Consider the following 22,375-nt stretch of genomic DNA (forward strand, 5'->3'; position numbering starts at 1 on the left):
GTCTCAGCAGGCGACGGTCCGCGCCATGACGATGTCTCGCTGCGGATCGGTGCCCACGGCAAACACGTGATCGCCCGTCTCGACGAAGCCGCATTTTCGGTAGAACGCGATCGCGCGCGCGTTGCGCTCCCACACGCCCAGCCACACCACGTCCGAGCCCCGCGTCCGCATGGCCTCGAGGCTCGCCTGCATCAGTGCCTGCGCCACGCCCTTGCCGTGCCAGTCGCGTGCGACGTACAGCCGCTGGACCTCCCCCGGGGTCCTGCCCCTCACGCAGTCCGGCGCGTCGCCCCAGCGTAGTTGCGCGAAGCCGGCCAGCTCGCCGTGCGCTTCCGCCAGCAGGGTCAGCATGTCTTCGCGCGAGATCTCTGCCGCCTGGATCGCCTCGCCGTAATTCACCCGGCAATGGAGGTCCATGTCCTGGGCCGTATTCTCGGCACCGAAGGTGTCCCTGAAGGTGGTCTCGGCGAGCTGCGCGAGTCGCCCGGCGTCGCCGGGGCGGGCGGTTCGTATGGTGGACATCGGATACTCCCAGGCATGCGTGGAAGAGTGCGTCATGCCGGGGGCATCCGCCGGCATGTGGGCGTCAACGGAACCGGGCGCAGACACCCGCCGGCCCAGGCATGCGCTGGCGTTGCTCCGCGCAACGCCACCGATGGCCGGAGCGGGCGGTGCGTCCCCGGCCGTTCGGGCATCGCGGCCACGGCCGCCGCTGCCGGCAGCACCGGACACCGTGCGGTTCCCTTGAGCCGCGACAAGGCCGTGGCCTGCCCGTACCCCCAGACGGCCATGGCCAGGAGCGGCGCGCATGCGAGCAGGTGCAGGTAGCCGATCCATCGCGCGGCCTCGCCGCGGCGGATGCGCGTAGACCGGAAAACCTTCACGCCGCGTGGCGGGTACTGGCCTCCGCGCCGTACCGCCAGGCCCGTGCGGCCGAGCGTGATGGCGCAAGCGATGGCCAGGCAAAGCGGCAGTGCGACGAACAGGCCGAACCACAGCGCGGTCGTTCCGGGGACGCCGAGCACGGTCCGGCACGGAGCGGTGTCGGCGAAGCCCGCGATCCAGGGAAGCAGCCAGTGTTTCCACACGCCGAGTCCGAGGGCGCCCAGCGCCAGGCCAGCGCCGGCGTAGCGGATCCGCTCGCCGCGGCTGTAGGTTTCGGCGAATTCCGGTCGATCCATGCACAGGCTCCGCGTGGGACGTCGGGAACAGATGGTCTGCGTCAGCGGCCTTGCGCCGGACGAAGCATGCCGATGGTACGCAGCCACTGCTCCACCAGCGCCGGCCAGCGGTTGATCGGCAGCTTGCCGGGACGCAGGCCGAAGGCGTGGCCGCCTTGCGCGTAAAGGTGCAATTCCGTGGGGACACCAGCCTTCTGCAACGCAACGTAATAGGCCAGCGACTGCTCCACGCCGTCCACGTGGTCGTCCTCGGCCTGCAGCAGGAAGGTCGGCGGCGTGGCGGCGGTGACGTGGATGTCGGCGCGCAACGCCAGGTCGGTCTCGTCGCGGGTGGCGCGATCCTCGTCCTCGTGCGCCCACAAGTGGCCGGGGTAGAGGGCGATGGCGAAGTCGGGACGGGCGCTCAGCCGGTCGGCGGCATCCACCGGCGGATAGGTGCGCCGGTCGAAGTGCGTGCTCACCGCGGCGACCAGATGACCTCCCGCGGAAAAGCCCGTCACGCCCACCTTGTGCGGATCGACATGCCACTGCGCCGCGTGCTGGCGCACCAGCCCCAGCGTGCGCTGGGCATCCTGCAGCGCCGTCTGCACCTTCGGGTAGTAGCGATGGCCGTCCTTCCAGGTCGGCCCGGAGTCGGGGACGCGGTACTTCAAAAGCACGCAGGTGATCCCGCGCGACGTCAGCCAGTCGCAGATCTCCGTGCCCTCCAGGTCCATCGCCAGCATCCGGTAACCGCCGCCCGGAAAGACCACGACCGCTACGCCCGTGTTGGAGCCCGCGGGGGCGTACACGGTCATCGTCGGACGGCTGACGTTGGTGATCTTGGCCCAGTCCGCGGCGACCGCTTCGGGCGCCGGATGAGGCAGCGCATCCGGCACCTTGCCGGGCCAGATCGGTACCTGCATGTGTCCGGGCGAAGGCCGCCAGACGGTCGGCCGCGCCTGCGCGCTGATGCACGCGAAGGCGAGCAGGAAAAACAGGAGGGTCGGCTTGGTCATCGTTCCGGTGCTCCGCTTCGGTTGGATTGCGGGACGCGCTGGAAGGGATGGCCACGTTCCCTTCGTCTTGCCCACCGCAGCCGCTCGCCACGGTGCGCGTGGATGAGCGGAATGCAGAGGATGCGCGCAAGGTGCGAAGGCGGACACCGCACGATCGACCCGTGCCGTCTCGTGGACTGCCGGTCTCCCGTCGCTGCCTCACGTCGCCCGTTACCCGGACGGCCCGCGAATAGTAGACGGCCCGCCAGGGAACAGCTCGATGCCCCGCGCGGAACCCTCCGCCCGGGGATTTGCCGGACTGGCGAGGGCATCGCCCACGGAAGTGGCGAAGTCGGACCCTACAGCGGCGTGAGGTTGGCGTAGGCCGCCACCAGCCACTTGCTGCCGCTGCCCGCGAAGTTCACCTGCAACCGCGTGTGCGCACCGCTGCCTTCGGCGCTCACCACCACGCCCTCGCCGAAGCTCGGGTGGCTGACGCGCTGGCCGAGCTTGACCGGCAGCTCCTCCTGCAGCGGGGACGTGTCGGTATAGCGGCCGGCGTACATCGGGCGGCTGACCTGCACGCGCGGGCGCACCTCGTCGACCAGCTCCGGCGGCATCTCGGCCAAAAAGCGCGAGGGTCGGGCGAGCATCTCGGTGCCGTGCATGCGGCGCGACTCGGCGTGGGTCACTACCAGGCGCTCGCGCGCGCGGGTGATGCCGACGTAGGCCAGGCGGCGTTCTTCTTCCAGCCGGCTCTCGTCCTCGGTGGAGCGCTGGCTGGGGAACAGGCCTTCCTCCATGCCGACCAGGAACACCAGCGGGAACTCCAGGCCCTTGGCCGAATGCAGCGTCATCAACTGCACGCAGTCGTCCCAGGCCTCGCCCTGGCCCTCGCCGGCCTCGAGCGCGGCGTGGGAGAGGAAGGCGGACAGTTCGGTGAGCCCGGCCTCGACGTCCTCCGGCGTCATGGCGAAGCGGCTGGCGACGTTGACCAGTTCGTCCAGGTTCTCCACGCGCGCCTCGCCGTTGCCGCGGCTGTCCTTCTCGTAGTGGTCGCGCAGGCCGGTGTGGGTGATGGCGTGGTCCATCTGCTCGGCGAGCGTGAGGCTCTCGTGACCTTGAGCCCTCTTCCCTTCGGGGAGAGGGTTGGGTGAGGGGTCGTTCGGAGCGGGGACTTCCGGCAAGCCCGACCCCTCACCCCAACCCTCTCCCCCTGCTCCTATTCCATTCGGGGGAGAGGGAGCGAAGTCCTTGGCCATCTGGTCGATCAGCGCCAGGAAGGCTTTCACCGCGTTCTTCGCGCGGCCGGCCAGCTCGCGCCCATCGGTCAACTCGCCCAGCGCTGCTTCCCACATCGAGCTGCCCTCGGCCCGCGCACGCCGGCGCAGCACGTCCAGCGTGCGGTCGCCGATGCCGCGCGGCGGCGTGTTCACCGCACGCTCGAAGGCGGCGTCGTCGTGGCGGTTGGCGGTCAGGCGCAGGTAGGCCAGCGCGTCCTTGACCTCGGCGCGCTCGAAGAAGCGCAGGCCGCCATAGACGCGGTAGGGAATGCTGCGCTGGCTCAGTTGTTCCTCGAAGTTGCGCGACTGCGCATTGGAGCGGTAGAGGATCGCGCAGTCCTTCGCACTGCCGTGCTCGTTGACGTATTCGCGGATGCGTTCGATCACGAAGCGCGCCTCGTCCTGCTCGTTGTAGGCGGCGTACAGCGCGATGCGGTCGCCCTCCTCGCCGGCCGTCCACAGCTGCTTGCCCAGGCGCCCGCCGTTGCGTGCGATCACGCTGTTGGCGGCTTTCAGGATGGTGGCGGTGGAGCGGTAGTTCTGCTCCAGCTTGATCGTGCGCGCGCCGGGGAAGTCGCGCAGGAACTGCTGCATGTTCTCCACCTTGGCGCCACGCCAGCCGTAGATCGACTGGTCGTCGTCGCCGACGGCGAACACCTTCCCGACATTGCCGGCGAGCACGCGGATCCACGCGTACTGCAGCGCATTGGTGTCCTGGAACTCGTCGATCAGCAGATAGCGCCAGCGCTGCTGGTAATGCTCCAGCACGGCCGGGTTCTTCAGCCACAGTTCGTGCGCGCGCAGCAGCAGTTCGGCGAAGTCGACCAGGCCGGCGCGCCGGCAGGCCTCTTCGTAGGCCTGGTAGATCTGCACCAGTGTGCGGGTGACCGGGTGGTTGCCGTGCTCGATGGCGTCCGGGCGCTTGCCCTCGTCCTTCCAGCCGTTGATCTGCCAGGTGGCCTGGCGCGGCGGAAAGCGCGCCTCGTCCAGGCCGAGGCCGGCAACCACGCGCTTGATGAGCCGCTGCTGGTCGTCGGCATCGAGGATCTGGAAACCCTCCGGCAGCCCGGCCTCGCGCCAGTGCCGGCGCAGCAGGCGGTGGGCGATGCCGTGGAAGGTGCCGACGGTGAGGCCGGTGGTGCCGCCGGGGATCAGCGAATCCAGCCGCGCGCGCATCTCGCCGGCGGCCTTGTTGGTGAAGGTGACGGCCAGGATGGCCCACGGCGGCACCCGCTCGACCTGGGTCAGCCAGCCGATGCGGTGGGTCAGCACGCGGGTCTTGCCGGAACCGGCGCCGGCCAGCACCAAGTAATGGCCGGGGGGCGCGCAGACGGCTTCGCGCTGCGCGTCGTTGAGCGAGTCGATCAGGTACGAAACATCCATCGACCCATTGTACCGGGGCCTGCCAGGCACGCCGCGCAAACGCGGCGCGACGGGGACTTACCTTTTCTTGACGAAACCGCCGATGGTGAGCAGGCCGCCGACCACGATGCCCGCGATGCCGATCCACTGCGGCACGGCTTTCTCGTGCGTGGCCGAGATCCTGGCGGGGCCGAGCTGCGCCACCGTGTCGGTCTGCGTGTAGCTGCCATTGCCCAGGGTCACCCAGATGCCCGCGACCAGCAGGATGATGCCGAAGATGATGAGTCCTGCCCGCATGAGCCGCCTCCACGGTTGAGTTCGGCCGATCTTAGCGGGCGCGGCCGTGAACGGGCAAAAAAAAAGCCCCGAAGGCTAGGGGGAACCTTCGGGGCCGGGGGTGGATGCGAAACCCAGGGGAGAGGTTCGCATCCGGATGACCCGCTCAGGGAGGTGGACGGGTCGTGGATGCCGTTGCGTGCATCCAGAACATTGGATGCGTCCGCGGTAGGAAAGTTTCAAGGGAAGGGCTCGGGATGTCCGGAACAGGTCAGGATCCGTTCATTCGCACGAACTTGCTCCCCTCCCCTCCGGGGTGAGGGCAGGGGTGAGGGGTCGGGGCTTGCGCGGAAGCGGATTCGGGCTAGACGCTTTTTTTACTATCCCGCGAGCCCCCGCCCTCACCCAGCCCTCTCCCCGGAGGGATAGGGCTCAAAAGCAGCACGCTAGTGCGCCTGTTCCCAGTTCGCCCCGACGCCCACATCCACCACCAGCGGCACGGCAAGCTCGGCGGCGCCTGACATGCGCTCGATCACCGCCTGCCGCATGCCATCCACCGACTCCTCCTGCACCTCGAACACCAGTTCGTCGTGCACCTGCATCAGCATGTGGGCGTCGGTGCGGTCGCGCAGATAGGCGCCCATGGCGATCATCGCCCGCTTGATGATGTCGGCCGCGCTGCCCTGCATCGGCGCGTTCACCGCGGCGCGTTCGGCGCCGGAGCGTAGCGCCTGGTTGCGCGCCTTCAGGTTCTCCAGGTACAGCCGGCGGCCGAAGATGGTTTCCACGTAGCCGTCGCGATGGGCCTGCTCGCGGGTGGCGTCCATGAACGCGCGCACGCCGGCGAAGCGTGAGAAGTAGCGCGCCATGTAGTCGCTGGCTTCGCCGCGATCGATCCCCAGTTGCCGCGCCAGGCCGAACGCGCTCATGCCGTACATCAGCCCGAAGTTGATCGCCTTGGCGGCGCGGCGCTGGTTGAGCGTGATGTCCTCCGGCGCCACGCCGAACACTTCGGCGGCGGTGGCGCGGTGCACGTCGCCGCCGCTCTTGAACGCACGCAGCAGCGCCTCGTCGCCGGACAGGTGCGCCATGATGCGCAGCTCGATCTGCGAGTAGTCGGCCGCCATCACCACCCAGCCCTCCGGCGCCACGAAGGCAGCGCGGATGCGCCGGCCTTCGTCGGTGCGCACCGGGATGTTCTGCAGGTTCGGATCGGACGAAGAGATGCGCCCGGTCGCCACGGCGGCCTGGTGATAGCAGGTGTGCACGCGGCCGGTGCGCGGGTTGACCATGGAGGCCAACTTGTCGGTATACGTCGAGCGCAGCTTGGCCAGGCCGCGGTAGTCGAGGATCAGCCGCGGCAGCGCATGGTCGTCGGCGATCGCCTCCAGCGCTTCCTCGTTGGTCGAGGGCTGGCCCTTGGGTGTCTTCACCTTGGCCGCCAGGCCGAGCTGGTCGAACAGGATCGCCTGCAACTGCTTGGGCGAGTCCAGGCTGAACGCGCAGCCGGCCTCGGCAAAGGCCTGCTGCTGCAGCTCGTGCATGCGCTTGCCCAGCTCCTGGCTCTGCCTGCGCAGTTCGTCGACGTCGATCAGCACGCCCTTGCGTTCCATGCCCGCGAGGATCGGCGCGAGCGGCACCTCGATCTCTTCGTACACACGCTTGAGCGCAGGCACGGTATCGAGCATCGGCTGCAGCGCCTCGTGCAGGCGCAGGGTGATGTCGGCGTCCTCGGCGGCGTAGCGGCAGGCGGTGTCCAGGTCCACCTGCGAGAACGGGATCTGCTTGGCGCCCTTGCCCGCGACGTCCTCGTACCTGATCGTCTGGTAGTTGAGGTAGCGGCTGGCCAGCGAATCCATGTCGTGGCGCGTGGCGGTGGCGTTCCATACGTAGGAGGCCAGCATGGAATCGTGCCTGAGCCCCTCGACGAGGATGCCGTAGTGCGACAGCACGTTGATGTCGTACTTCGAATGCTGGCCGAGCTTCGGGATGGCCGGGTCCTCGAACAGCGGCTTGACTGCGTGCAGCACCTGGTCGCGGTCAAGCTGCCAGGGCGCGCCGGGGTAGTCGTGCGCGAGCGGGATGTAGCAGGCCTTGCCCGATTCCACCGCAAAGGACAGGCCGATCAGCTCGGCGCGCATCGCGTCGATGTCGCTGGTTTCCGTGTCGAAGGCGATCAGCGGCGCCTCGCGCAGCACCTTCAGCCAATGCTCGAAGCGCTCGGGTGAAGTAACCAGTTCGTACTCGCCCGGCTTCGCCGCCGCGGGCGCCGGCGTGTGCGGTGCGGGGGCGACCGCGGCCACAGGCGCGGGGCCCGGTTCGCCGAGCGTTTCCGCGTCCAGCTCCCGCAGCGCCGCCTTGAACTCGTAGCGGGTGAACAGCTCGCGCAGCGCGGCGGTTTCGCGCTCGCGCAGGGTGAGGTCGGTCGGGCCGTGCTCGAGTTCCAGGTCGGTGCGGATGGTCACCAGCTCGCGCGAGAGCGGCAGCTTGGGCAACGCCTCGCGCAGGTATTCGCCGATCTTGCCCCCGATCTTGTCGGCGCTGGCGATCACGCCGTCCAGCGAACCGTATTCGGCCAGCCATTTGGCTGCCGTCTTGGGGCCGCATTTGGTCACGCCGGGCACGTTGTCGATGCTGTCGCCGGTGAGCGAGAGGAAATCGACGATGCGCTCGGGCGGCACGCCGAACTTTTCGGTCACGCCGGCGATGTCCAGCGTGGTGTTGGTCATCGTGTTGATCAGCTTCACGTGCGGGCCGACCAGCTGCGCCAGGTCCTTGTCGCCGGTGGAGATCGTCACGTCGATGCCCTGCGCCGCGGCCGCCTGGGCCAGCGTGCCGATCACGTCGTCGGCTTCCACGCCCGGCACGCACAGGATCGGGAAGCCGAGTGCGCCGACGATCGCCATCATCGGCTCGACCTGCGCGCGCAGGTCGTCGGGCATGGCCGCGCGATTGGCCTTGTACTCGGCGTAGATGTCGTCGCGGAAGGTGCGCCCGGGCGCGTCGCAGACGAAGGCCAGGTACTCCGGCTGCGCCTTGAGCGTCGCGCGCAGCATGTTGACCACGCCGAAGAGTGCGCCCGTCGGTTCGCCGCGCGCGTTGGTCAGCGGCGGCAGCGCGTGGAAGGCGCGGTAGAGGTAGGAGGAGCCGTCGATCAGGATGAGCTGTGCCATCCGGGCATTCTCGCACGCGTGCCATGAGGTCGCGGTTCACCGGGCCGCGCCAGGGCCGCTGCTATGCTCGCCGCACATCTCCCCCCGGACCCGAAGCCATGAAGCTTGCCGCCGCGCTCGTCCTCGTTCCTGCCTTCCTCGCCGCGCCCGCTTTCGCCCAGTCGACGCCGCCGCCGGTGAACGTGCCGCCGCCGCCGGGGATGAACGATCCGGGCGTCGAGCCGAGCGCACCAGCGCCGGCGCAGCAGCAGGCCGCGACGCCGGCGCGAACCGGCACTTCGCTGCTGCCGCGCAAGCCCGAGCCGATCCGGTCGGGCGAGCCGATGCCCGAGGTCAGCGTGCATCAGCAGGGCGAGAACGTCGTGCAGGAATATCGCCGCAACGGACAGCTTTACATGGTGGTGGTCACGCCGCCGAACGGCATCGCGCAGACCTACATGGTCGATCCGAGCGGTCGGCTGGTCGACGAGCACGGGCAGAAGCCCACGCGGCCGGTGATGTACAAGATCCTCGAGTGGGGCAAGTCCAAGCCCGCGCCGGCGTCCTCCGCGGGCGACTGAGGAGATCATGGACCTGCGCCAGAGCTGGCTGCTGTTCGCGCTGGGCTCGGCGTTCTTCGCCGCGCTCACCGCGCTGTTCGGCAAGCTCGGCGTGGCCGGGATCAACTCCAACCTGGCGACCTTCATCCGCACGCTGGTGATCCTTGCGGTCACCGCCGGCATCCTCAGCCTGCGCGGCGAGTGGGCGCGCCCGGCAGGGCTGCCGTGGCACAGCTGGGTGTTCCTGGTGCTCTCGGGCGTGGCCACGGGGCTGTCGTGGCTCTGCTACTACCGCGCGCTGCAACTGGGGCCGGTGAGCAAGGTCGCGCCGATCGACAAGCTCAGCGTGGCGATGGTGATCGTGCTGGGGGTGATGTTTCTGGGCGAGAGACCGAGCGTGCCGCTGCTGGTCGGTGGTGGGTTGATCGTCGCCGGCGCCATCGTCATCGCGTTGTCTTGAGGGATGGTGGGCTGAAGCCCACCCTACCAACCCCCGCGGACCCGCAGGGTGGGCTTCAGCCCACCACCGTTACTCGCCAAAGCGCGCGCGCGTGTCGCCTTCCTTCGTGCCCGCCCAATCCTGCGCCAGCAGTCCTCGGGCTACGTAGCGGTGGAAGCTTGACCAAGGCCAATCTCTGACCTGATCCACATGCCCGTGCTTGACAGGGTTGTAGTGGATGTAATCGATGTGGTTCCGGAAGTCCCCTTCGTCACGGATCGTGTGTTCCCAAAAGCGGCGTTGCCACACGCCGCGCTCGCGTCGGGAACGGCGTGCTGGCGGACCGCCGTCCGGCAGGTTCCGCGAAAAGCTGGCTTTCAGGTGCGCGACGCGCGTGGCGTAGTCCGCATCGTCACTCGGCAGCGTGCAGAGCAGGTGCAGGTGTTCGGGAAGCACCACCATTGCCTCCACGCTGAAAGGCCTGGCACGAAGTGCCTGCCGAAGTGCCGCCCGCAACAGACCGATGTGCTGCGTCAGCAGGGCGCTGCGCCGGTCGGCGAGTGCGAGGGTGAAGAAGAAGGTGCCGCCCGGTTGCCATGTACGCAGGTAATTGCTCATCGCGACAGCGTCGGTCGCCAGCCCTTGATGCGGCAGCGGGGGAAGGCGCCGTGGCGGGTAGGTTTTGCGCGAGGTTGCGGTGGGCTGAAGCCCACCCTACAAAGTCACGGTCGTAGGGTGGGCTTCAGCCCACCGCAACCCGCGTCAGGTCGGATCGTCCAGCGCGGGGTAATGGCGGAAGATGCCCTGTTCGTTGAACGGCAGGCGCCGCGGCGAGGCGAGATAGGCGGCGATGCGCGGGCGCCGGGAGACGTCCTCGGCCAGCGCGCACAGGCGTGGCAGGTCCTTGCGCAGGCGGCGCATGGCGTTGGGAAAGGCGTAATCCAGGCCAGCCATCAACTGGAACAGCGACAGGTCGACGTAGGAGTGTTCGCCCAGCGCGTGCCTGCCGTCCGAGCGCGCCAGCACCTGTTCGAAATAGCCCAGGTACTTGGGCAGCCGGTGCGTGCGCAGGTCGGCCGCGCGGCGCACGGCTTCCTGCTGCTGATCCTCGTAGTACAGGCTGGCGGCGATCGGATGGTGGCTGTCGTGGATCTCGGCGACCAGGTCGGCAATGGTCAGCTGCAGCTGGTTGGCGTAGATGCGCCGCGCCTCGCCCTCGGGCACCAGCCGCAGGTGCTGGCCCAGGTAGGCCAGGATGGCTGCGGTCTGCGCGATCAGCAGGTGGCCGGCACGCAGGATGGGTGGGGCGAAGGGCAGCGCATCTTCGGTGCTTTCGCCGGTGAGGAAGGGATCCATCACGGCATCACCGCGGTTGCGGGCGACGTCGACGTAGTCGGCACCGACATCTTCCAGCGCAAGCCGGATGAATTCGCCGCGTCCCTGGATGCCAGTCCAGTAGTAGAGCTCGTAGGTCATGGCTGGGCCTCCGTACCGGCCAAGCCTCGCAATGCACACCACAAGGTGCCGTGAGGGCGCATCATCGGCAGCCGTATGGACCAGGCCCGTTTCGAAGCATCGCTCGCCGGTGGTACGCCGCCCGCCGGCCTGTCCGAGCATCTGCAGGCGCTGTGGTGGCTGGGCCACGGCGAGCCGGAGCGCGCGCACCACCTGGTGCAGGGGCTGGAGGACGCGGGCGCCGCGGCGATCCACGCGCTCGTGCACCGGCTCGAAGGCGATCTGGACAACGCCCGCTACTGGTACGGGCGGGCCGGCGTACCGTTCTGCGGCGATCCGCCGGAGCAGGAGTGGCAGCAGCTGGTGCAGCGCTTCGTGCAGTGATGGTTCCTTCTCCCTGCAGGAGAAGGTGCGCCGCAGCGACGATGAAGGTGCGGCCGGCCGGGGCTGCGCTCCGCCGGACCCACACCCCAACCCCTCTCCCGCAGGAGAGGGGTTCGAACGTTCAGTGGCGGAAGTGGCGCATGCCGGTGAACACCATCGCCATGTCGTGCTCGTCGGCGGCGGCAATGACCTCCGCGTCGCGCATGGAGCCACCCGGCTGGATCACTGCCGCGATGCCCGCCTCGGCCGCGGCATCGATGCCGTCACGGAACGGGAAGAACGCGTCCGAGGCCATCACCGAGCCACGCACTTCGAGCTTCTCGTCGGCCGCCTTGATGCCGGCGATCTTCGCGCTGTACACGCGGCTCATCTGGCCGGCGCCGATGCCGATCGTCTGCCGGTGTTTCGCGTAGACGATCGCGTTGGACTTGACGAACTTGGCGACCTTCCAGGCGAAGATCAGGTCGTCGATCTGCTCGGGCGTGGGGGCGCGCCTGGTGACGACCTTGAGGTCGGCGGCACCGATCATGCCGGTGTCGGCGGTCTGGATCAGCAGGCCCGAGCCCACGCGCTTGACGTTCATGCCCGGGTGCGGCGAACGCAGGTCGCCCCGCTCCAGATCGGCGTTGGCCGGCGGCGGAATTTCCAATACCCGCACGTTGCCCTTCTTCGCGAAGGCCTTCAGCGCGTCGTCGGCGTAGCCGGGCGCCAGCACGACTTCGACGAACTGGCGCTCGACGATGGCGCGCGCGGTGGCGCCGTCGACCTCGCGGTTGAATGCGATGATGCCGCCGAACGCCGAGGTCGGGTCGGTCTGGAACGCCAGGTCGTAGGCCTTGCCGATACCGTCCAGGCTCACCGCCACGCCGCAGGGGTTGGCGTGCTTGACGATCACGCAGGCCGGCTTGACGAAGCTGCGCACGCATTCCCACGCGGCGTCGGCGTCGGCGATGTTGTTGAACGACAGCTCCTTGCCCTGCAGCTGGCGGAAGGTCGCCAGCGTGCCCGGCGCGGGATACAGGTCGCGGTAGAAGGCCGCGCTCTGATGCGGGTTCTCGCCATAGCGCAGGTCCATCAGCTTGACGAAGCGGCCGTTCGCCTGGCCGCCGAAGGTTTCGTGACCGGCAATCGCGTCGTGCGCGTCGTTGAGCTTGAGCGAGGATAGGTAGTCGCTGATCGCACCGTCGTAGTCGGACACGCGGTTGAACGCGGCCACCGCGAGCCTGAAACGCGTGGCGCGCGAGAGGCCGCCGTCGCGCTCGATCTCGGCGAGTGCGTCCTCGTACTGCTCCGGTGCCGTCAACACGGCCACGTCCGCCCAGTTCTTCGCGGCCGAACGCAGCATCGCCGGGCCACCGATGTCGATATTCTCGATCGCCTGCTCGAGCGTGCAGTCAGGGCTGGCGACGGTCTGCTCGAACGGGTAGAGATTCAGGACCAGCAGGTCGATCGGCGCGATGCCGAGGTCGGCCATCACCTTGTCGTCCGTCCCGCGCCGGCCGAGCAGGCCGCCGTGCACTTTCGGGTGCAGCGTCTTGACGCGGCCGTCCATGATCTCCGGAAAGCCGGTGAGCTCGCTGACGTCGGTCACGGCGATGCCGGCATTGCGCAGCGCCTTGGCGGAGCCGCCGGTGGAGAGCAACTGCACGCCCCTGGCGGCAAGGCGCCGGCCGAGCTCGATCAGCCCGGTCTTGTCGGAGACGCTGAGCAGGGCACGGCGGATCGGGGTGAGGGCGGACATGGCGGCTTCCAGGAAGGGGGAAGCCGGCAATTATAACCCGGCGAAGCCGGAGCGCTGTTTGGACGGCCATACGGCCAAAGCGTATCGACCTCGTGCCCGCTGCCCGGCGGGCAGGTTACAGCAGGCCGTGCGCGGCCAGCTTCTTGCGCAGCGTGGCGCGGTTGATGCCGAGCACGGCGGCAGCGCGGCTCTGGTTGCCATCGTGGAACGCCAGCACTTCGCGCAGCAGCGGCCCCTCGACCTCGCGGATCACCAGGGCGTGCAGGCCCTCGTCGCACTCGGTATCGCCGATGTCGGCCAGGTAGCGGCGCACGGTACGGCTGACGCACTCGCCCAGCGCGCTCTGCGACGACGGGGTCTCCCGGACGGCCTCGTTGACAGGCAATCGGACGGCGTTCACAGGCAGTACCTCACGAGCGACGCGGCGGCTGGCGTGGGCCGCTGCAGTGGTTATGGTGGATCTCGCCGGCATGGCGCGCTTGGCATGCGATGGAGCATGCGCGAGAGGCCGAGTGTACCGGCGCTGGCCGATAAATTTAAGTGCTGCCGCCCGCAGCCGTTCGTTTCAATCGAAACCGTCGCTCACTCGAAACCGAATTCGAAGGCGACCGCGCGGTTGCCCGGGTCGGCGACTTCGATCAACAGCGCTGCACTGGCGCCAGGCGCCAGGCCGGCGCGCAGCACGGCGGCATCATCCAGGTATTCGGACGGGTGCAGGCGGCGCATGGCCAGGCGATGCCCGTCGGCATCGGAGAGCGTCAGCGAAACCACCGGGTAGGGCTGGGCGAAGGGGGCGTCGTTGCGGACGGTGGCGCTGATCATCAGCGCACCCGGCACGCTCGGGTGCGCCTGCACGTCGCGCGCGACCAGATGCAGGCGGTGCACGTCCCGTACCAGCGGCAACCGGCAGCCGAGCGAGGCGCAGGCCTGGCGCAGCCACGCGCCGACGGCCGGGTCGGTGATCAGCACGTCGCGCTTGGCCCAGGCGACCTGGGCAGCCAGCAGTACGGCCAGCAGCGTGCAGGTCAGGACCCACGGCCAGCGGCGCGGACGCCGGCGGGCGGCGCGGCGATCACTGACGAACTGCGGGGTGAAGGCCGGCGCTTCGGCCACGGCGACCGGCACGTCTTCGCGCGGACGGTAGATTGCCACGTCGAGCTTGGGCGCCTCTTCGGAGCGCGTGTGGCCTGGAAGCAGCCGGAAGGGCTCGGGCGGCAGTTGCTCGGCGAGCGTGTCCAGCGCGTCGAACAGGGTCTCGCAGTTGCCGCAGATCACCGCCCCGCGCGCATGCGCCAGCACGCTCGCGTCGAGCGAGAAGACGGTGCGGCAGTCGGGGCACTGGGTGTACATGCGCGCAAGAGTAAAGCGAAAGCCGGCGTTTGTCGGAGCGCGAGCGCACGTTGTCCGGGGCCATGACGCTCGACTGCACGCTCGGCGCGTTGCCGCAGACCGTAACTCCCCCGCGGTCGCGCGGGAAGGTGCCGAAGGCGGATGAGGCGCTCTTCGCGCCGTGTCGGGGGTGCGGGCAGGTCAAGCGGAGGGCTTCCCGCTTGACCTGCCCCCATCCGCCCTGTGGGCACCTTCCGCCGCAGGCGGGGGAAGGATCAGGTATGGCGGCGGTGGCGCTGATGCGGATCCGGTCGTCGCGCTCGTCCACGCAGTGGACGTCGAGCTATCCGCAGCGCGCCAGGACCCTTCCTGCGTGCGGCGGGGAGAAGCTTGTCGGCAGGAGCCTTGTGAAGGAGCGCACCTGTGCGCGACCGCCCCGCACCACGGTCGGGCACAGGTGCCCTCCTGCAGGATGCGGCGGCTCAGCGGCGGTGGCCGCTGATGCGGATCCAGTCTTCGCGCGCGTCCACGCGCAGGTCGTCGAACCATTCGGCGTAGCGCGCCAGCAATTCCTCCTGCTGGCCCGCCAGGATGCCGGAGATGGCGAAGGGTGCGCCGCGCTTGCAGGCGGCGGCGAAGGTGGGGGCGAGCTCGCCCAGCGGCCCGGCCAGGATGTTGGCAACGAACACGTCGGCGGGCGCCCTGGGTTCCTCACCCGGCAGGAACACGCGGAGTCGATCGGCCACGCCGTTGCGTTCGGCATTGTCGTTGGACGCCGTCAGTGCCTGCGGGTCGTTGTCGACGCCGATCGCACCGGCGGCGCCGAGCTTGAGCGCGGCGATGGCCAGGATGCCCGAGCCGCAGCCGTAGTCGGTCACCTGCCTGCCGGCCAGGTCCAACCCGTCGAGCCACTCCAGGCACAGCGCGGTGGTCGGGTGGGTGCCGCTGCCGAAGGCCAGGCCCGGGTCGAGCCGCACGACCACGATGTCCTCCTCGGCGGGCGGCTCGATGTTCCACGGATAGATCCACAGCCGTCGCCCGAACGGCATCGGCTTGAACTGGTCCATCCAGGCGCGTTCCCAGTCCTCGTCGGCAACTTCGCGGAAGGCGAGCTGGTCCGGCTCCAGCCAGGGCAGCAGTTCGCCGAGGGCTTCGACCAGGCCGCGGCGATCGGTACCGGCCTCGAACAGCGCGTCGAGCGTGATCGTCGGCCACAGCGGCAGCTCGCCCACGCCCGGCTCGAAGATCGCCTGTTCGTCGGGCGTCTCGGCGTCGGCGTCGCGCAGGGTGATCGAGAGGGCGCCCAGGTCGTCGAGGGCTTCCTCCACGCGCGGCTGCTGCTCGGCGCGGAGGGTGAGGGCGAGTTCGAGGAAGGGCATGGATGCTTTTGCGTGGCGTGTTGCTTGTTGGTCACTGCAGGAACGCACCCTGTGCGCGACCGGGTGCATGGCGGTCGCGCACAGGGTGCGCCTTTACAGGGGTACCTGCCGGGTCGGACTACTCGCCGCTGGCCTTCGGTTCCTTCTGCTCGGCCATGCGCTTTTCCAGGTAATGGATGTTCTGGCCGCCGTGCTGGAAGCCGGCGTCGGCCATGATGCGCTGCTGCAGCGGGATGTTGCACTTGACGCCTTCGATCACGGTTTCGGCCAGCGCCAGGCGCATGCGGCAGATCGCGGTCTCGCGGTCGGGACCGTAGACGATCAGCTTGCCGATCATCGAATCGTAGTTGGGCGGGATGCGGTAGCCATCGTACAGGTGCGTGTCCACGCGCACGCCCGGGCCGCCCGGGGCCTCGAAGCGCTTGACCGTGCCGGGGCTGGGCATGAACGTGTCAGGATCCTCGGCGTTGATCCGGCACTCGATCGCGTGGCCGCGGATCTGCACGTCCTCCTGCCGGATCGAGAGCTTCTCGCCGCCAGCGATCAGGAGCTGCTCGCGCACCAGGTCGATGCCGGTGATGAACTCGGTCACCGGGTGCTCGACCTGGATGCGGGTGTTCATCTCGATGAAGTAGAAGCGGCCGTTCTCGAACAGGAACTCGAACGTGCCGGCGCCGCGGTAGCCGATGCGCAGGCAGGCTTCCACGCAGACCTGGCCGATCTGCGCACGCAGCTCGGGCGTAATGCCCGGCGCCGGCGCTTCCTCGACGACCTTCTGGTGGCGGCGCTGCATCGAGCAGTCGCGCTCGCCCAGGTGGATCGCGTTGCCCTGGCCGTCGGCCAGCACCTGGATCTCCACGTGGCGCGGGTTTTCCAGGAATTTCTCCATGTACACCATGTCGTTGCCGAAGGCGGCCTTGGCCTCCTGCTTCGTCATGGTGATGGCGTTGCCCAGGTGCGCCTCGGTGCGCACCACGCGCATGCCGCGGCCGCCGCCGCCGCCGGCCGCCTTGATGATCACCGGGTAGCCGATCTCGCGCGCGATGCGCATGTTCTCTTCGACGTTGTCGCCCAGCGGACCACCGGAGCCGGGCACGCACGGCACGCCGGCGGCCTTCATCGCCTTGATCGCCTCGACCTTGTCGCCCATCAGGCGGATGACGTCGGCGGTCGGGCCGATGAAGATGAAGCCGGACTGCTCCACCTGCTCGGCGAAGTCGGCGCGCTCGGAGAGGAAGCCGTAGCCGGGGTGGATCGCCTGGGCGTCGGTAATCTCCGCCGCCGCGATGATGCGTGGAATGTTGAGGTAGCTGTCGACCGACGGCGCCGGGCCGATGCAGATCGCCTCGTCCGCCAGGCCCACGTGCTTGAGGTTGCGGTCGGCGGTGGAATGCACCGCGACGGTCTTGATGCCAAGGCTGTGGCACGCGCGCAGCACGCGCAGCGCGATCTCACCGCGGTTGGCAATGACGACTTTTTCTAGCATGGGAATAGGGAATCGTTAATAGGGAATCGTAGTGCGGCAGGCTTGCTCATTGCGCACCTCCTGGGGAACTCAGGGTGTTCAGCAGGGCGGTCAGCCTAGCGAACACCCGGTCGACCAATCCGGGCAGATTTGCTGGAGCCTGCCCGTACTTCAATCGTTCGGCGATCTGGCACTGCGTGTCCACCTCGGAAAGCGAGCCACGTGCCATGGAGAGAAACCGCCGGAACTCCGGCTTGGAGCGTCGAGCTGCACCCTCGGCAATGTTGGATGGAATGCTCACTGCCGCGCGCCGGATCTGCGCGGTCAGCCCAAAGCGCTTGTGGTCAGGAAAGGAGCCGGAAAAGGCATAGACCGTTTCGACGAGCTCCATGGCGTCCTGCCAAACCAGCAGGCGCGCATGCGGCCGCTTGAACGATTCCCTATTCACGATTCCCTATTCCCGGCCTCTCAGGCAATCACGAACATCGGCTGGTCGAACTCGACCGGCTGACCGTTCTCGATGAGGATCGCCTGCACGGTCCCGGCGACGTCCGCCTCGATCTGGTTGAACATCTTCATCGCCTCGATGATGCCCAGCGTCTCGCCGGCCTTGACCTGCTGGCCGACCTTGACGAAGGCGGCCGCGCCCGGCGTGGCCGAGGCGTAGAAGGTACCGACCATCGGCGCCTTGACCACGTGGCCTTCGGGCAGGGCGTTGGCGGCGGGTGCGGCGTCGGCGGCCGCGGGCGCGGCGGCCGGGGCGGGTGCCGCCGCGACGGGGGCGGCCTGCAGCGCCATCGGCGCGGCGGCGACGGTCATGCCGCCGGTGGGCACGCGCGAGAGGCGGACCACTTCCTCGCCTTCCTTGATTTCCAGTTCCGCGAGGTTGGATTCCTCGAGCAGGTCGATCAGCTTCTTGATCTTGCGCAGATCCATGGGAGTGCCTTCTTGTTCGGGGCCGCGCGGGCGGCCGGTCGGGTCTTGATGGGAAATCAGGCCGGCGCGAGCCGCTGCAAGGCGGCCTCGAGCGCGAGCGAATAACTGTTGGCGCCGAAGCCGCAGACCACCCCCACCGCCAGGTCGGACAGGTAGGAGTGCCGGCGGAACGGCTCGCGCGCGTGCACGTTGGACAGGTGAACCTCGATGAACGGGATCGCCACAGCCGCCAGAGCGTCGCGCAGGGCGACGCTGGTGTGGGTGAAGGCGGCCGGGTTGATCAGGATCCAGGCGATGCCTTCGTCGCGCGCCTGCTGCACGCGCTCGATGAGGGCGTGCTCGGCGTTGGACTGGAAACTGGCCAGTTCATGCCCGGCCGCCCGCGCCTGGTGGGCCAGTCGCGCGTCGATGTCCGCGAGCGTGTCGCGCCCGTAGACCTCCGGCTCGCGCGAGCCCAGCAGGTTGAGGTTGGGCCCGTGCAGGACCAGCAGTTTCGCCACGCGACACCTTGGCAGCCAGCCGGAGCATTCCGGCGAGGGGCGAAGTGTGCGCGCCCTTTGCGATGTTGTCCACTTCGGCGCAGTTCGGCGATGTTCGGCGGAGAACTGCTGCACAAACCGTGCGTGGGCGTATGTGGACCAGACCCATTAGGAGCGCGGCTGTGCGCGACCCGGGCCATCACGGCGCGCCGGGCCTGCCGGTCGCGCACCGGTGCGCTCCTACTGGGACCCCTTGCCCAGCCAACGCTCGAGCGTGGCCGCATCCAGCATCCCGGCGTGGCTCGCCAGCACGGTGCCGTCGGCGTCCAGCAGCACGCTGTAGGGCAGCACGCTGGCGCCATCACCCAGCTGACGCGCGCTGTCGGGGTCGTCCAGCCGGCCGAGCAGGATCGGGTAGTTGACCGGATAAGCCTCCAGATAAGCGCGCACGTTCTCCGGCGTATCCATGGCGATGCCGACCACGGCCGGACGATCGCCGCCGAAGCGGGCCTGTGCGGAGGCCAGGGCCGGCATCTCCCTCAGGCACGGGCCGCACCAGCTGGCCCAGAAATTGACCACCACGCGTCGACCGGCGTAGTCGGCGAGGGTGTGCGGGCGCCCTTCCAGGTCGGGCAGCTGCAGCGATGGCACCGGCTGGCCCACCAGGTCCGGCCCGCGCCGCTCGCGCGAGGCGTGCTGCAGCCAGCCGCCGGCTGCGGCGGCGAGCACCGCCAGCGCCAGAATGAGCCAGCTCGCCCGGGTCATCATCTTCAGCGCGCCGCCTCGGTCAGGGCCTGCTCGACCAGGCTGGAGGTGAGCACCGTCGGCAGCTTGCGGCCCTCGCCGCCACCGCGCGGGAACACCACGTACAGCGGCACGCCCGGCGAGTGGTACTGCTCCAGGAAAGCGGCGATGGTCGGATTGACGTCGGTCCAGTCGCCTTTCATGTAGACCGCGCCGGTGCGCTGGAGCAGCGCACGGAACGCGGCCGTGTCCAGCACCGTGTGCTCGTTGGCCTTGCAGGTGACGCACCAGTCGGCCGTCATGTCGACGAACACCGGGGTGCCGGCGGCGCGTAGTTCGGCCAGCTTTTCGGGGCTGTAGGCGACCGTGCCCGTGTCGGCCCGCGCCGCGCGTACCGGGGGCGGCAGCTGTGCCAGCCCGTACAGCGGCGCCGCGGTGGCCAGCAGCGCCAGCAGCACCGGTGCGCGCACCAGGCCGGCGCGGCCGCGGCTGCGTTCGAACCACCACAGGGTGAGGGCCAGGAACACCCCGGCGACCAGCAACAGGCCGACCGCGTCGGCGCCGCGCTGGTTGGCCAGCACCCAGGCCAGCCAGGCCGCGGTGAGGTACATCGGGAAGGCGAGCAACTGCTTGAGCGTCTCCATCCAGCGGCCCGGCCGCGGCAGTCGCCGCGCCAGCGCCGGCACGAAGCCGACCGCCAGGAACGGCAGCGCAAGGCCGAGCCCGAGCGCCAGGAACACCAGCAGCGCGGACGCCGCCGGCGCGGCGAACGCGTAGGCCAGCGCACTGCCCATGAATGGCGCGGTGCAGGGGCTGGCCACCACCACCGCCAGAACGCCGGTGAAGAAGTCGCCGGCCATGCCGCCGCGCGAGGCGAGCCCCGCGCCGGTGTTGCCCAGCGAAGCGCCGAATTGCACCAGCCCGGACATCGACAGGCCCACCGCCAGCATCACCAGCGCCAGCACGCCGACCAGCAGCGGCTGCTGCAGTTGCGTGCCCCAGCCGAGTGCGTGGCCGGCCGAGCGCAGGGCGAGGATGGAAAGTCCCAGCGCCACGAAGCTCAGCAGCACGCCGGCGGTGTAGGCGATCGCGTGCGCCCGTGCACGGGCCGGGCTTTCGCCGCTTTCCAGCAGGCCGACCGCCTTGATCGACAGTACCGGCAGCACGCACGGCATCAGGTTGAGCACCAGGCCGCCGCCAAGGGCGAGCAAGAGCGCGAGCCACAGGCTGGTCTGCAGCGGACCTTGCGTCGCAGATGCAGGCGGCGCTTCGGGTGCGGTCGTCGTGGGCGTGCCGGTCGCGGGCGCCGCGCCGCCGAGGTCGACGTCCAGCGTGCGGGTCATCATCGGGTAGCACAGGCCGCCGTCCTGGCAGCCCTGGAAGCTCGCCTGCAGCGCGAGGTGCGTGCGGCCGCCAAGATCGCCGGTGACGGTGACCGGCAGATCCAGCTCGTTGAAATAGACCGTCACGCTGCCGAAGTGCGGATCATCCTTGCGCGTGCCGGCCGGCCATTGCGGCGTCAGCGTCAGGCCCTGGCCGTCGCGCAACGCGAGCCGGGTCTGGTCGCGGTAGAGGTAATAGCCCGGCGGCATCGTCCAGCGCAGCAGCAGGTGGTGCGGATCCTGCGCCAGGGCTTCGAGCCTGAAGGCCTGCTCCGCGGGCAGCGGTGCGTCGTTGCCTGCCGCGCCGTGGGTGGCGCCGAGCTTCTCCAGCGCGGCGCCCAGTGAGCCGCCACCGGTCGCACCAGCGGCTGCCGGCAGCGGCAGGTCCAGCTGCTCGGTATGCGGCGGATAGCAGATCTTCGGATCGACCTCGTGGCAGCCTTGGAACTGCACGCCCAGACGCAGCCGCGTGGTGCCCGGCGCCAACGTATAGGGCACGCTGGCCTCGATCGCGTGGTGGTAGATCTCCACGTCGCCCAGGTACTCGTCGTGGTGCTTCTCGCCGCCGGGGAAGGTCGGTTCGCCGAGGGTCACGCCATCGGCCGGCTTGAACTTCATGCGGCCACGGTAGAGGTAGTAGTCCGGCGCGATCTCCCAGTGCAGCTTGAGTAGGCCCGGGGTGGAGGCGTCGGCCGAGAGCTTGTAGGCCTCGGTGACCGGCAGCAGGCCGTCGTCTTCCTGTGCGAACGACGGACGCGCCAGTGCGGCCAGGCACAGGAGCAGCATCAACAACGGCAGGCGGGCGGCCAGGCGGCCGATGATCGGGCGCATCGCGTATCCAGCGGCACGGGGCGGGAGATCCATTATGGACCCATCGCGCCGCGGGCCCCCCGCGGTTGCGGCCTTATGTCTTCTCGACCGCCAGTGCCGGCACCGCACGCCGCGGACGCACCAGCCCGGTGGTGAGCGCTGTGCCGAGCAGGATCACCGCGCAGCCGGCGAGCATGCGCATCGTCACCGGCTCGCCCAGCAGCAGAGCGCCCCACAGCACGCCAAAGGCGGGGATCAGGTAGGGAATGACCATGATCCGCTGCGCGCCCACGCGCGCCAGCACCCAGAAGAACAAGACGTAGGCCAGCGCCGTGCACAACACGGCCAGTCCTGCCGCCGCCAGCCACGCGTGCATCGGCAGCGGCCGGGTCGGCCAGGCCAGCACGGTGGTCGGCAGCAGCACCAGCGCGGCGACCATGTGGCTGCCGATCGTCACCACCAGCGGGTTGACGCTCGCCAGGCGCAGGTGCGAGTAGTGCACCGCATAGCCGTAGAGCACCGTGGCCGCCACGCAGGCGAGCAACGCCATGCCGGCGCCCGGAGCCACAGCGAGGCTGCCCTGGGCCAGCCAGAGGATGCCCGTGAAACCGGCCGCGAGCCCCGCGCCGCGCCAGGCGTCCAGCCGCTGGCCCAGCCACAGCAAGCCGATCAGCGCGGCGAACATCGGCGTCATGCCGTCGATGATCGAGGCGAAGCCCGCCGGCAGGCTGCGCGTGGCGAAAGTGAACAGCAGAAAGGGCAGCGCCGAGTTGGTCAGCCCGACCACGGCGATCGGCCACCAGTGCTGGCGCCATTCGGCCAGGCGCTTGCGCGAGGCCAGCAGCGGCAGGAAGCAAAGCGCCGCGCCGATCGCGCGCAGGCCCGCCAGCGGCAGCGCGCCGAAGGCACCGGCGCCCATGCGCATGAACAGGAACGAGCCGCCCCACAGGGCGCCCAGCGACAGCAGGACGGCGTAGTCGATCTTCTTCATCTTGGAATCGCGGGAGTGGGACAGGACAAGTCTGATCGGGTCCCACTGAC

22 protein-coding genes are annotated in these 22,375 nt (G+C 69.2%); 3 read left to right on the forward strand and 19 right to left on the reverse strand.

Features of this window, described 5'->3' with window-relative positions; genetic code table 11:
* Positions 1-3 precede the first annotated feature (3 nt).
* The 6 genes from ACFWZU_RS05500 to polA form a co-directional block, all read right to left on the reverse strand.
* Positions 4-522 carry a GNAT family N-acetyltransferase gene (locus ACFWZU_RS05500; protein ID WP_439700420.1) on the reverse strand — a complete coding sequence of 173 codons (519 nt, stop codon included), beginning with the start codon at positions 520-522 and terminating at the stop codon, positions 4-6.
* A 32-nt stretch (positions 523-554) separates the two neighbouring features.
* Positions 555-1,181: a hypothetical protein gene (locus tag ACFWZU_RS05505; protein ID WP_439700421.1), complete on the reverse strand. Its 627-nt coding sequence runs from the start codon at positions 1,179-1,181 to the stop codon at positions 555-557.
* A gap of 41 nt (positions 1,182-1,222) precedes the next feature.
* Positions 1,223-2,179, reverse strand: a complete 957-nt coding sequence (locus ACFWZU_RS05510) for an alpha/beta hydrolase (RefSeq protein ID WP_439700422.1) — start codon at positions 2,177-2,179, stop codon at positions 1,223-1,225.
* Between the two features lie 338 nt (positions 2,180-2,517).
* Entirely contained in the window at positions 2,518-4,824 is a 2,307-nt protein-coding gene (locus ACFWZU_RS05515) for an ATP-dependent DNA helicase (protein ID WP_439700423.1), read from the reverse strand.
* A 57-nt stretch (positions 4,825-4,881) separates the two neighbouring features.
* A complete protein-coding gene (locus tag ACFWZU_RS05520) occupies positions 4,882-5,100 on the reverse strand; it encodes a hypothetical protein (protein ID WP_439700424.1) in 219 nt (72 codons plus the stop codon).
* Between the two features lie 425 nt (positions 5,101-5,525).
* Positions 5,526-8,252, reverse strand: coding sequence for a DNA polymerase I (gene polA, locus ACFWZU_RS05525; RefSeq protein ID WP_439700425.1), 2,727 nt, complete (start codon positions 8,250-8,252; stop codon positions 5,526-5,528).
* Positions 8,253-8,350: 98 nt separating this feature from the next.
* Here polA and ACFWZU_RS05530 point away from each other — a divergent pair, with 98 nt between their 5' ends.
* Positions 8,351-8,812, forward strand: a complete 462-nt coding sequence (locus ACFWZU_RS05530; RefSeq protein WP_439700426.1) for a DUF2782 domain-containing protein — start codon at positions 8,351-8,353, stop codon at positions 8,810-8,812.
* A 7-nt stretch (positions 8,813-8,819) separates the two neighbouring features.
* Positions 8,820-9,251: an EamA family transporter gene (locus ACFWZU_RS05535; RefSeq protein ID WP_439700427.1), complete on the forward strand. Its 432-nt coding sequence runs from the start codon at positions 8,820-8,822 to the stop codon at positions 9,249-9,251.
* 69 nt (positions 9,252-9,320) lie between these two features.
* Here ACFWZU_RS05535 and ACFWZU_RS05540 read toward each other — a convergent pair whose 3' ends face one another.
* Together ACFWZU_RS05540 and ACFWZU_RS05545 are read right to left on the reverse strand one after the other, a co-directional pair.
* Positions 9,321-9,848: an REP-associated tyrosine transposase gene (locus ACFWZU_RS05540; protein ID WP_439700428.1), complete on the reverse strand. Its 528-nt coding sequence runs from the start codon at positions 9,846-9,848 to the stop codon at positions 9,321-9,323.
* 144 nt (positions 9,849-9,992) lie between these two features.
* Positions 9,993-10,706 (reverse strand): glutathione S-transferase, encoded by a 714-nt coding sequence (locus ACFWZU_RS05545; protein ID WP_439700429.1) that lies wholly within the window; start codon positions 10,704-10,706, stop codon positions 9,993-9,995.
* A gap of 75 nt (positions 10,707-10,781) precedes the next feature.
* Between ACFWZU_RS05545 and ACFWZU_RS05550 the strand changes: the two genes are divergently transcribed.
* A complete protein-coding gene (locus tag ACFWZU_RS05550) occupies positions 10,782-11,069 on the forward strand; it encodes a hypothetical protein (protein WP_439700430.1) in 288 nt (95 codons plus the stop codon).
* Positions 11,070-11,190: 121 nt separating this feature from the next.
* On the opposite strand, the gene purH is transcribed toward ACFWZU_RS05550, so the two are convergent.
* The 11 genes from purH to ACFWZU_RS05605 all read right to left on the reverse strand — a co-directional run bounded on the left by purH (position 11,191) and on the right by ACFWZU_RS05605 (position 22,325).
* Positions 11,191-12,810: a bifunctional phosphoribosylaminoimidazolecarboxamide formyltransferase/IMP cyclohydrolase gene (gene purH, locus ACFWZU_RS05555; RefSeq protein WP_439700431.1), complete on the reverse strand. Its 1,620-nt coding sequence runs from the start codon at positions 12,808-12,810 to the stop codon at positions 11,191-11,193.
* A gap of 115 nt (positions 12,811-12,925) precedes the next feature.
* On the reverse strand, positions 12,926-13,216 hold the full coding sequence (locus tag ACFWZU_RS05560) for a helix-turn-helix domain-containing protein (RefSeq protein WP_439700490.1): 291 nt from the start codon (positions 13,214-13,216) through the stop codon (positions 12,926-12,928).
* A gap of 176 nt (positions 13,217-13,392) precedes the next feature.
* A complete protein-coding gene (locus tag ACFWZU_RS05565) occupies positions 13,393-14,160 on the reverse strand; it encodes a zinc-ribbon and DUF3426 domain-containing protein (RefSeq protein ID WP_439700432.1) in 768 nt (255 codons plus the stop codon).
* A 461-nt stretch (positions 14,161-14,621) separates the two neighbouring features.
* Positions 14,622-15,518 carry a 50S ribosomal protein L11 methyltransferase gene (prmA, locus tag ACFWZU_RS05570; RefSeq protein ID WP_439700433.1) on the reverse strand — a complete coding sequence of 299 codons (897 nt, stop codon included), beginning with the start codon at positions 15,516-15,518 and terminating at the stop codon, positions 14,622-14,624.
* A gap of 118 nt (positions 15,519-15,636) precedes the next feature.
* Positions 15,637-17,004 carry an acetyl-CoA carboxylase biotin carboxylase subunit gene (gene accC, locus ACFWZU_RS05575; RefSeq protein ID WP_439700434.1) on the reverse strand — a complete coding sequence of 456 codons (1,368 nt, stop codon included), beginning with the start codon at positions 17,002-17,004 and terminating at the stop codon, positions 15,637-15,639.
* A 46-nt stretch (positions 17,005-17,050) separates the two neighbouring features.
* Positions 17,051-17,431 carry a four helix bundle protein gene (locus ACFWZU_RS05580; RefSeq protein WP_439700435.1) on the reverse strand — a complete coding sequence of 127 codons (381 nt, stop codon included), beginning with the start codon at positions 17,429-17,431 and terminating at the stop codon, positions 17,051-17,053.
* Positions 17,432-17,451: 20 nt separating this feature from the next.
* Positions 17,452-17,919, reverse strand: a complete 468-nt coding sequence (gene accB / locus ACFWZU_RS05585) for an acetyl-CoA carboxylase biotin carboxyl carrier protein (protein WP_439700436.1) — start codon at positions 17,917-17,919, stop codon at positions 17,452-17,454.
* Between the two features lie 56 nt (positions 17,920-17,975).
* Complete coding sequence (gene aroQ, locus ACFWZU_RS05590; protein WP_439700437.1) at positions 17,976-18,419, reverse strand: type II 3-dehydroquinate dehydratase; 444 nt, start codon at positions 18,417-18,419, stop codon at positions 17,976-17,978.
* 219 nt (positions 18,420-18,638) lie between these two features.
* Positions 18,639-19,166 carry a TlpA family protein disulfide reductase gene (locus tag ACFWZU_RS05595; protein WP_439700438.1) on the reverse strand — a complete coding sequence of 176 codons (528 nt, stop codon included), beginning with the start codon at positions 19,164-19,166 and terminating at the stop codon, positions 18,639-18,641.
* A gap of 2 nt (positions 19,167-19,168) precedes the next feature.
* Positions 19,169-21,355 (reverse strand): protein-disulfide reductase DsbD family protein, encoded by a 2,187-nt coding sequence (locus tag ACFWZU_RS05600; RefSeq protein ID WP_439700439.1) that lies wholly within the window; start codon positions 21,353-21,355, stop codon positions 19,169-19,171.
* 73 nt (positions 21,356-21,428) lie between these two features.
* Positions 21,429-22,325, reverse strand: coding sequence for a DMT family transporter (locus ACFWZU_RS05605; protein WP_439700440.1), 897 nt, complete (start codon positions 22,323-22,325; stop codon positions 21,429-21,431).
* Positions 22,326-22,375 lie beyond the last annotated feature (50 nt).

The organism is Frateuria sp. GZRR33 (assembly GCF_051900425.1).
GTDB lineage: Bacteria > Pseudomonadota > Gammaproteobacteria > Xanthomonadales > Rhodanobacteraceae > Frateuria_A.

Excerpts from the sequence above, each read along its gene's own strand:
- ACFWZU_RS05600 (WP_439700439.1), bottom strand. The coding sequence starts at position 21,355 with ATGCGCCCGATCATCGGCCGCCTGGCCGCCCGCCTGCCGTTGTTGATG.
- prmA (WP_439700433.1), bottom strand. The coding sequence starts at position 15,518 with ATGCCCTTCCTCGAACTCGCCCTCACCCTCCGCGCCGAGCAGCAGCCG.
- ACFWZU_RS05510 (WP_439700422.1), bottom strand. The coding sequence starts at position 2,179 with ATGACCAAGCCGACCCTCCTGTTTTTCCTGCTCGCCTTCGCGTGCATC.
- ACFWZU_RS05565 (WP_439700432.1), bottom strand. The coding sequence starts at position 14,160 with ATGTACACCCAGTGCCCCGACTGCCGCACCGTCTTCTCGCTCGACGCG.
- ACFWZU_RS05595 (WP_439700438.1), bottom strand. The coding sequence starts at position 19,166 with ATGATGACCCGGGCGAGCTGGCTCATTCTGGCGCTGGCGGTGCTCGCC.
- purH (WP_439700431.1), bottom strand. The coding sequence starts at position 12,810 with ATGTCCGCCCTCACCCCGATCCGCCGTGCCCTGCTCAGCGTCTCCGAC.
- ACFWZU_RS05505 (WP_439700421.1), bottom strand. The coding sequence starts at position 1,181 with ATGGATCGACCGGAATTCGCCGAAACCTACAGCCGCGGCGAGCGGATC.
- polA (WP_439700425.1), bottom strand. The coding sequence starts at position 8,252 with ATGGCACAGCTCATCCTGATCGACGGCTCCTCCTACCTCTACCGCGCC.
- accC (WP_439700434.1), bottom strand. The coding sequence starts at position 17,004 with ATGCTAGAAAAAGTCGTCATTGCCAACCGCGGTGAGATCGCGCTGCGC.
- ACFWZU_RS05515 (WP_439700423.1), bottom strand. The coding sequence starts at position 4,824 with ATGGATGTTTCGTACCTGATCGACTCGCTCAACGACGCGCAGCGCGAA.
- ACFWZU_RS05530 (WP_439700426.1), top strand. The coding sequence starts at position 8,351 with ATGAAGCTTGCCGCCGCGCTCGTCCTCGTTCCTGCCTTCCTCGCCGCG.
- ACFWZU_RS05500 (WP_439700420.1), bottom strand. The coding sequence starts at position 522 with ATGTCCACCATACGAACCGCCCGCCCCGGCGACGCCGGGCGACTCGCG.
- ACFWZU_RS05520 (WP_439700424.1), bottom strand. The coding sequence starts at position 5,100 with ATGCGGGCAGGACTCATCATCTTCGGCATCATCCTGCTGGTCGCGGGC.
- ACFWZU_RS05545 (WP_439700429.1), bottom strand. The coding sequence starts at position 10,706 with ATGACCTACGAGCTCTACTACTGGACTGGCATCCAGGGACGCGGCGAA.
- ACFWZU_RS05540 (WP_439700428.1), bottom strand. The coding sequence starts at position 9,848 with ATGAGCAATTACCTGCGTACATGGCAACCGGGCGGCACCTTCTTCTTC.
- ACFWZU_RS05550 (WP_439700430.1), top strand. The coding sequence starts at position 10,782 with ATGGACCAGGCCCGTTTCGAAGCATCGCTCGCCGGTGGTACGCCGCCC.
- ACFWZU_RS05605 (WP_439700440.1), bottom strand. The coding sequence starts at position 22,325 with ATGAAGAAGATCGACTACGCCGTCCTGCTGTCGCTGGGCGCCCTGTGG.
- ACFWZU_RS05535 (WP_439700427.1), top strand. The coding sequence starts at position 8,820 with ATGGACCTGCGCCAGAGCTGGCTGCTGTTCGCGCTGGGCTCGGCGTTC.
- accB (WP_439700436.1), bottom strand. The coding sequence starts at position 17,919 with ATGGATCTGCGCAAGATCAAGAAGCTGATCGACCTGCTCGAGGAATCC.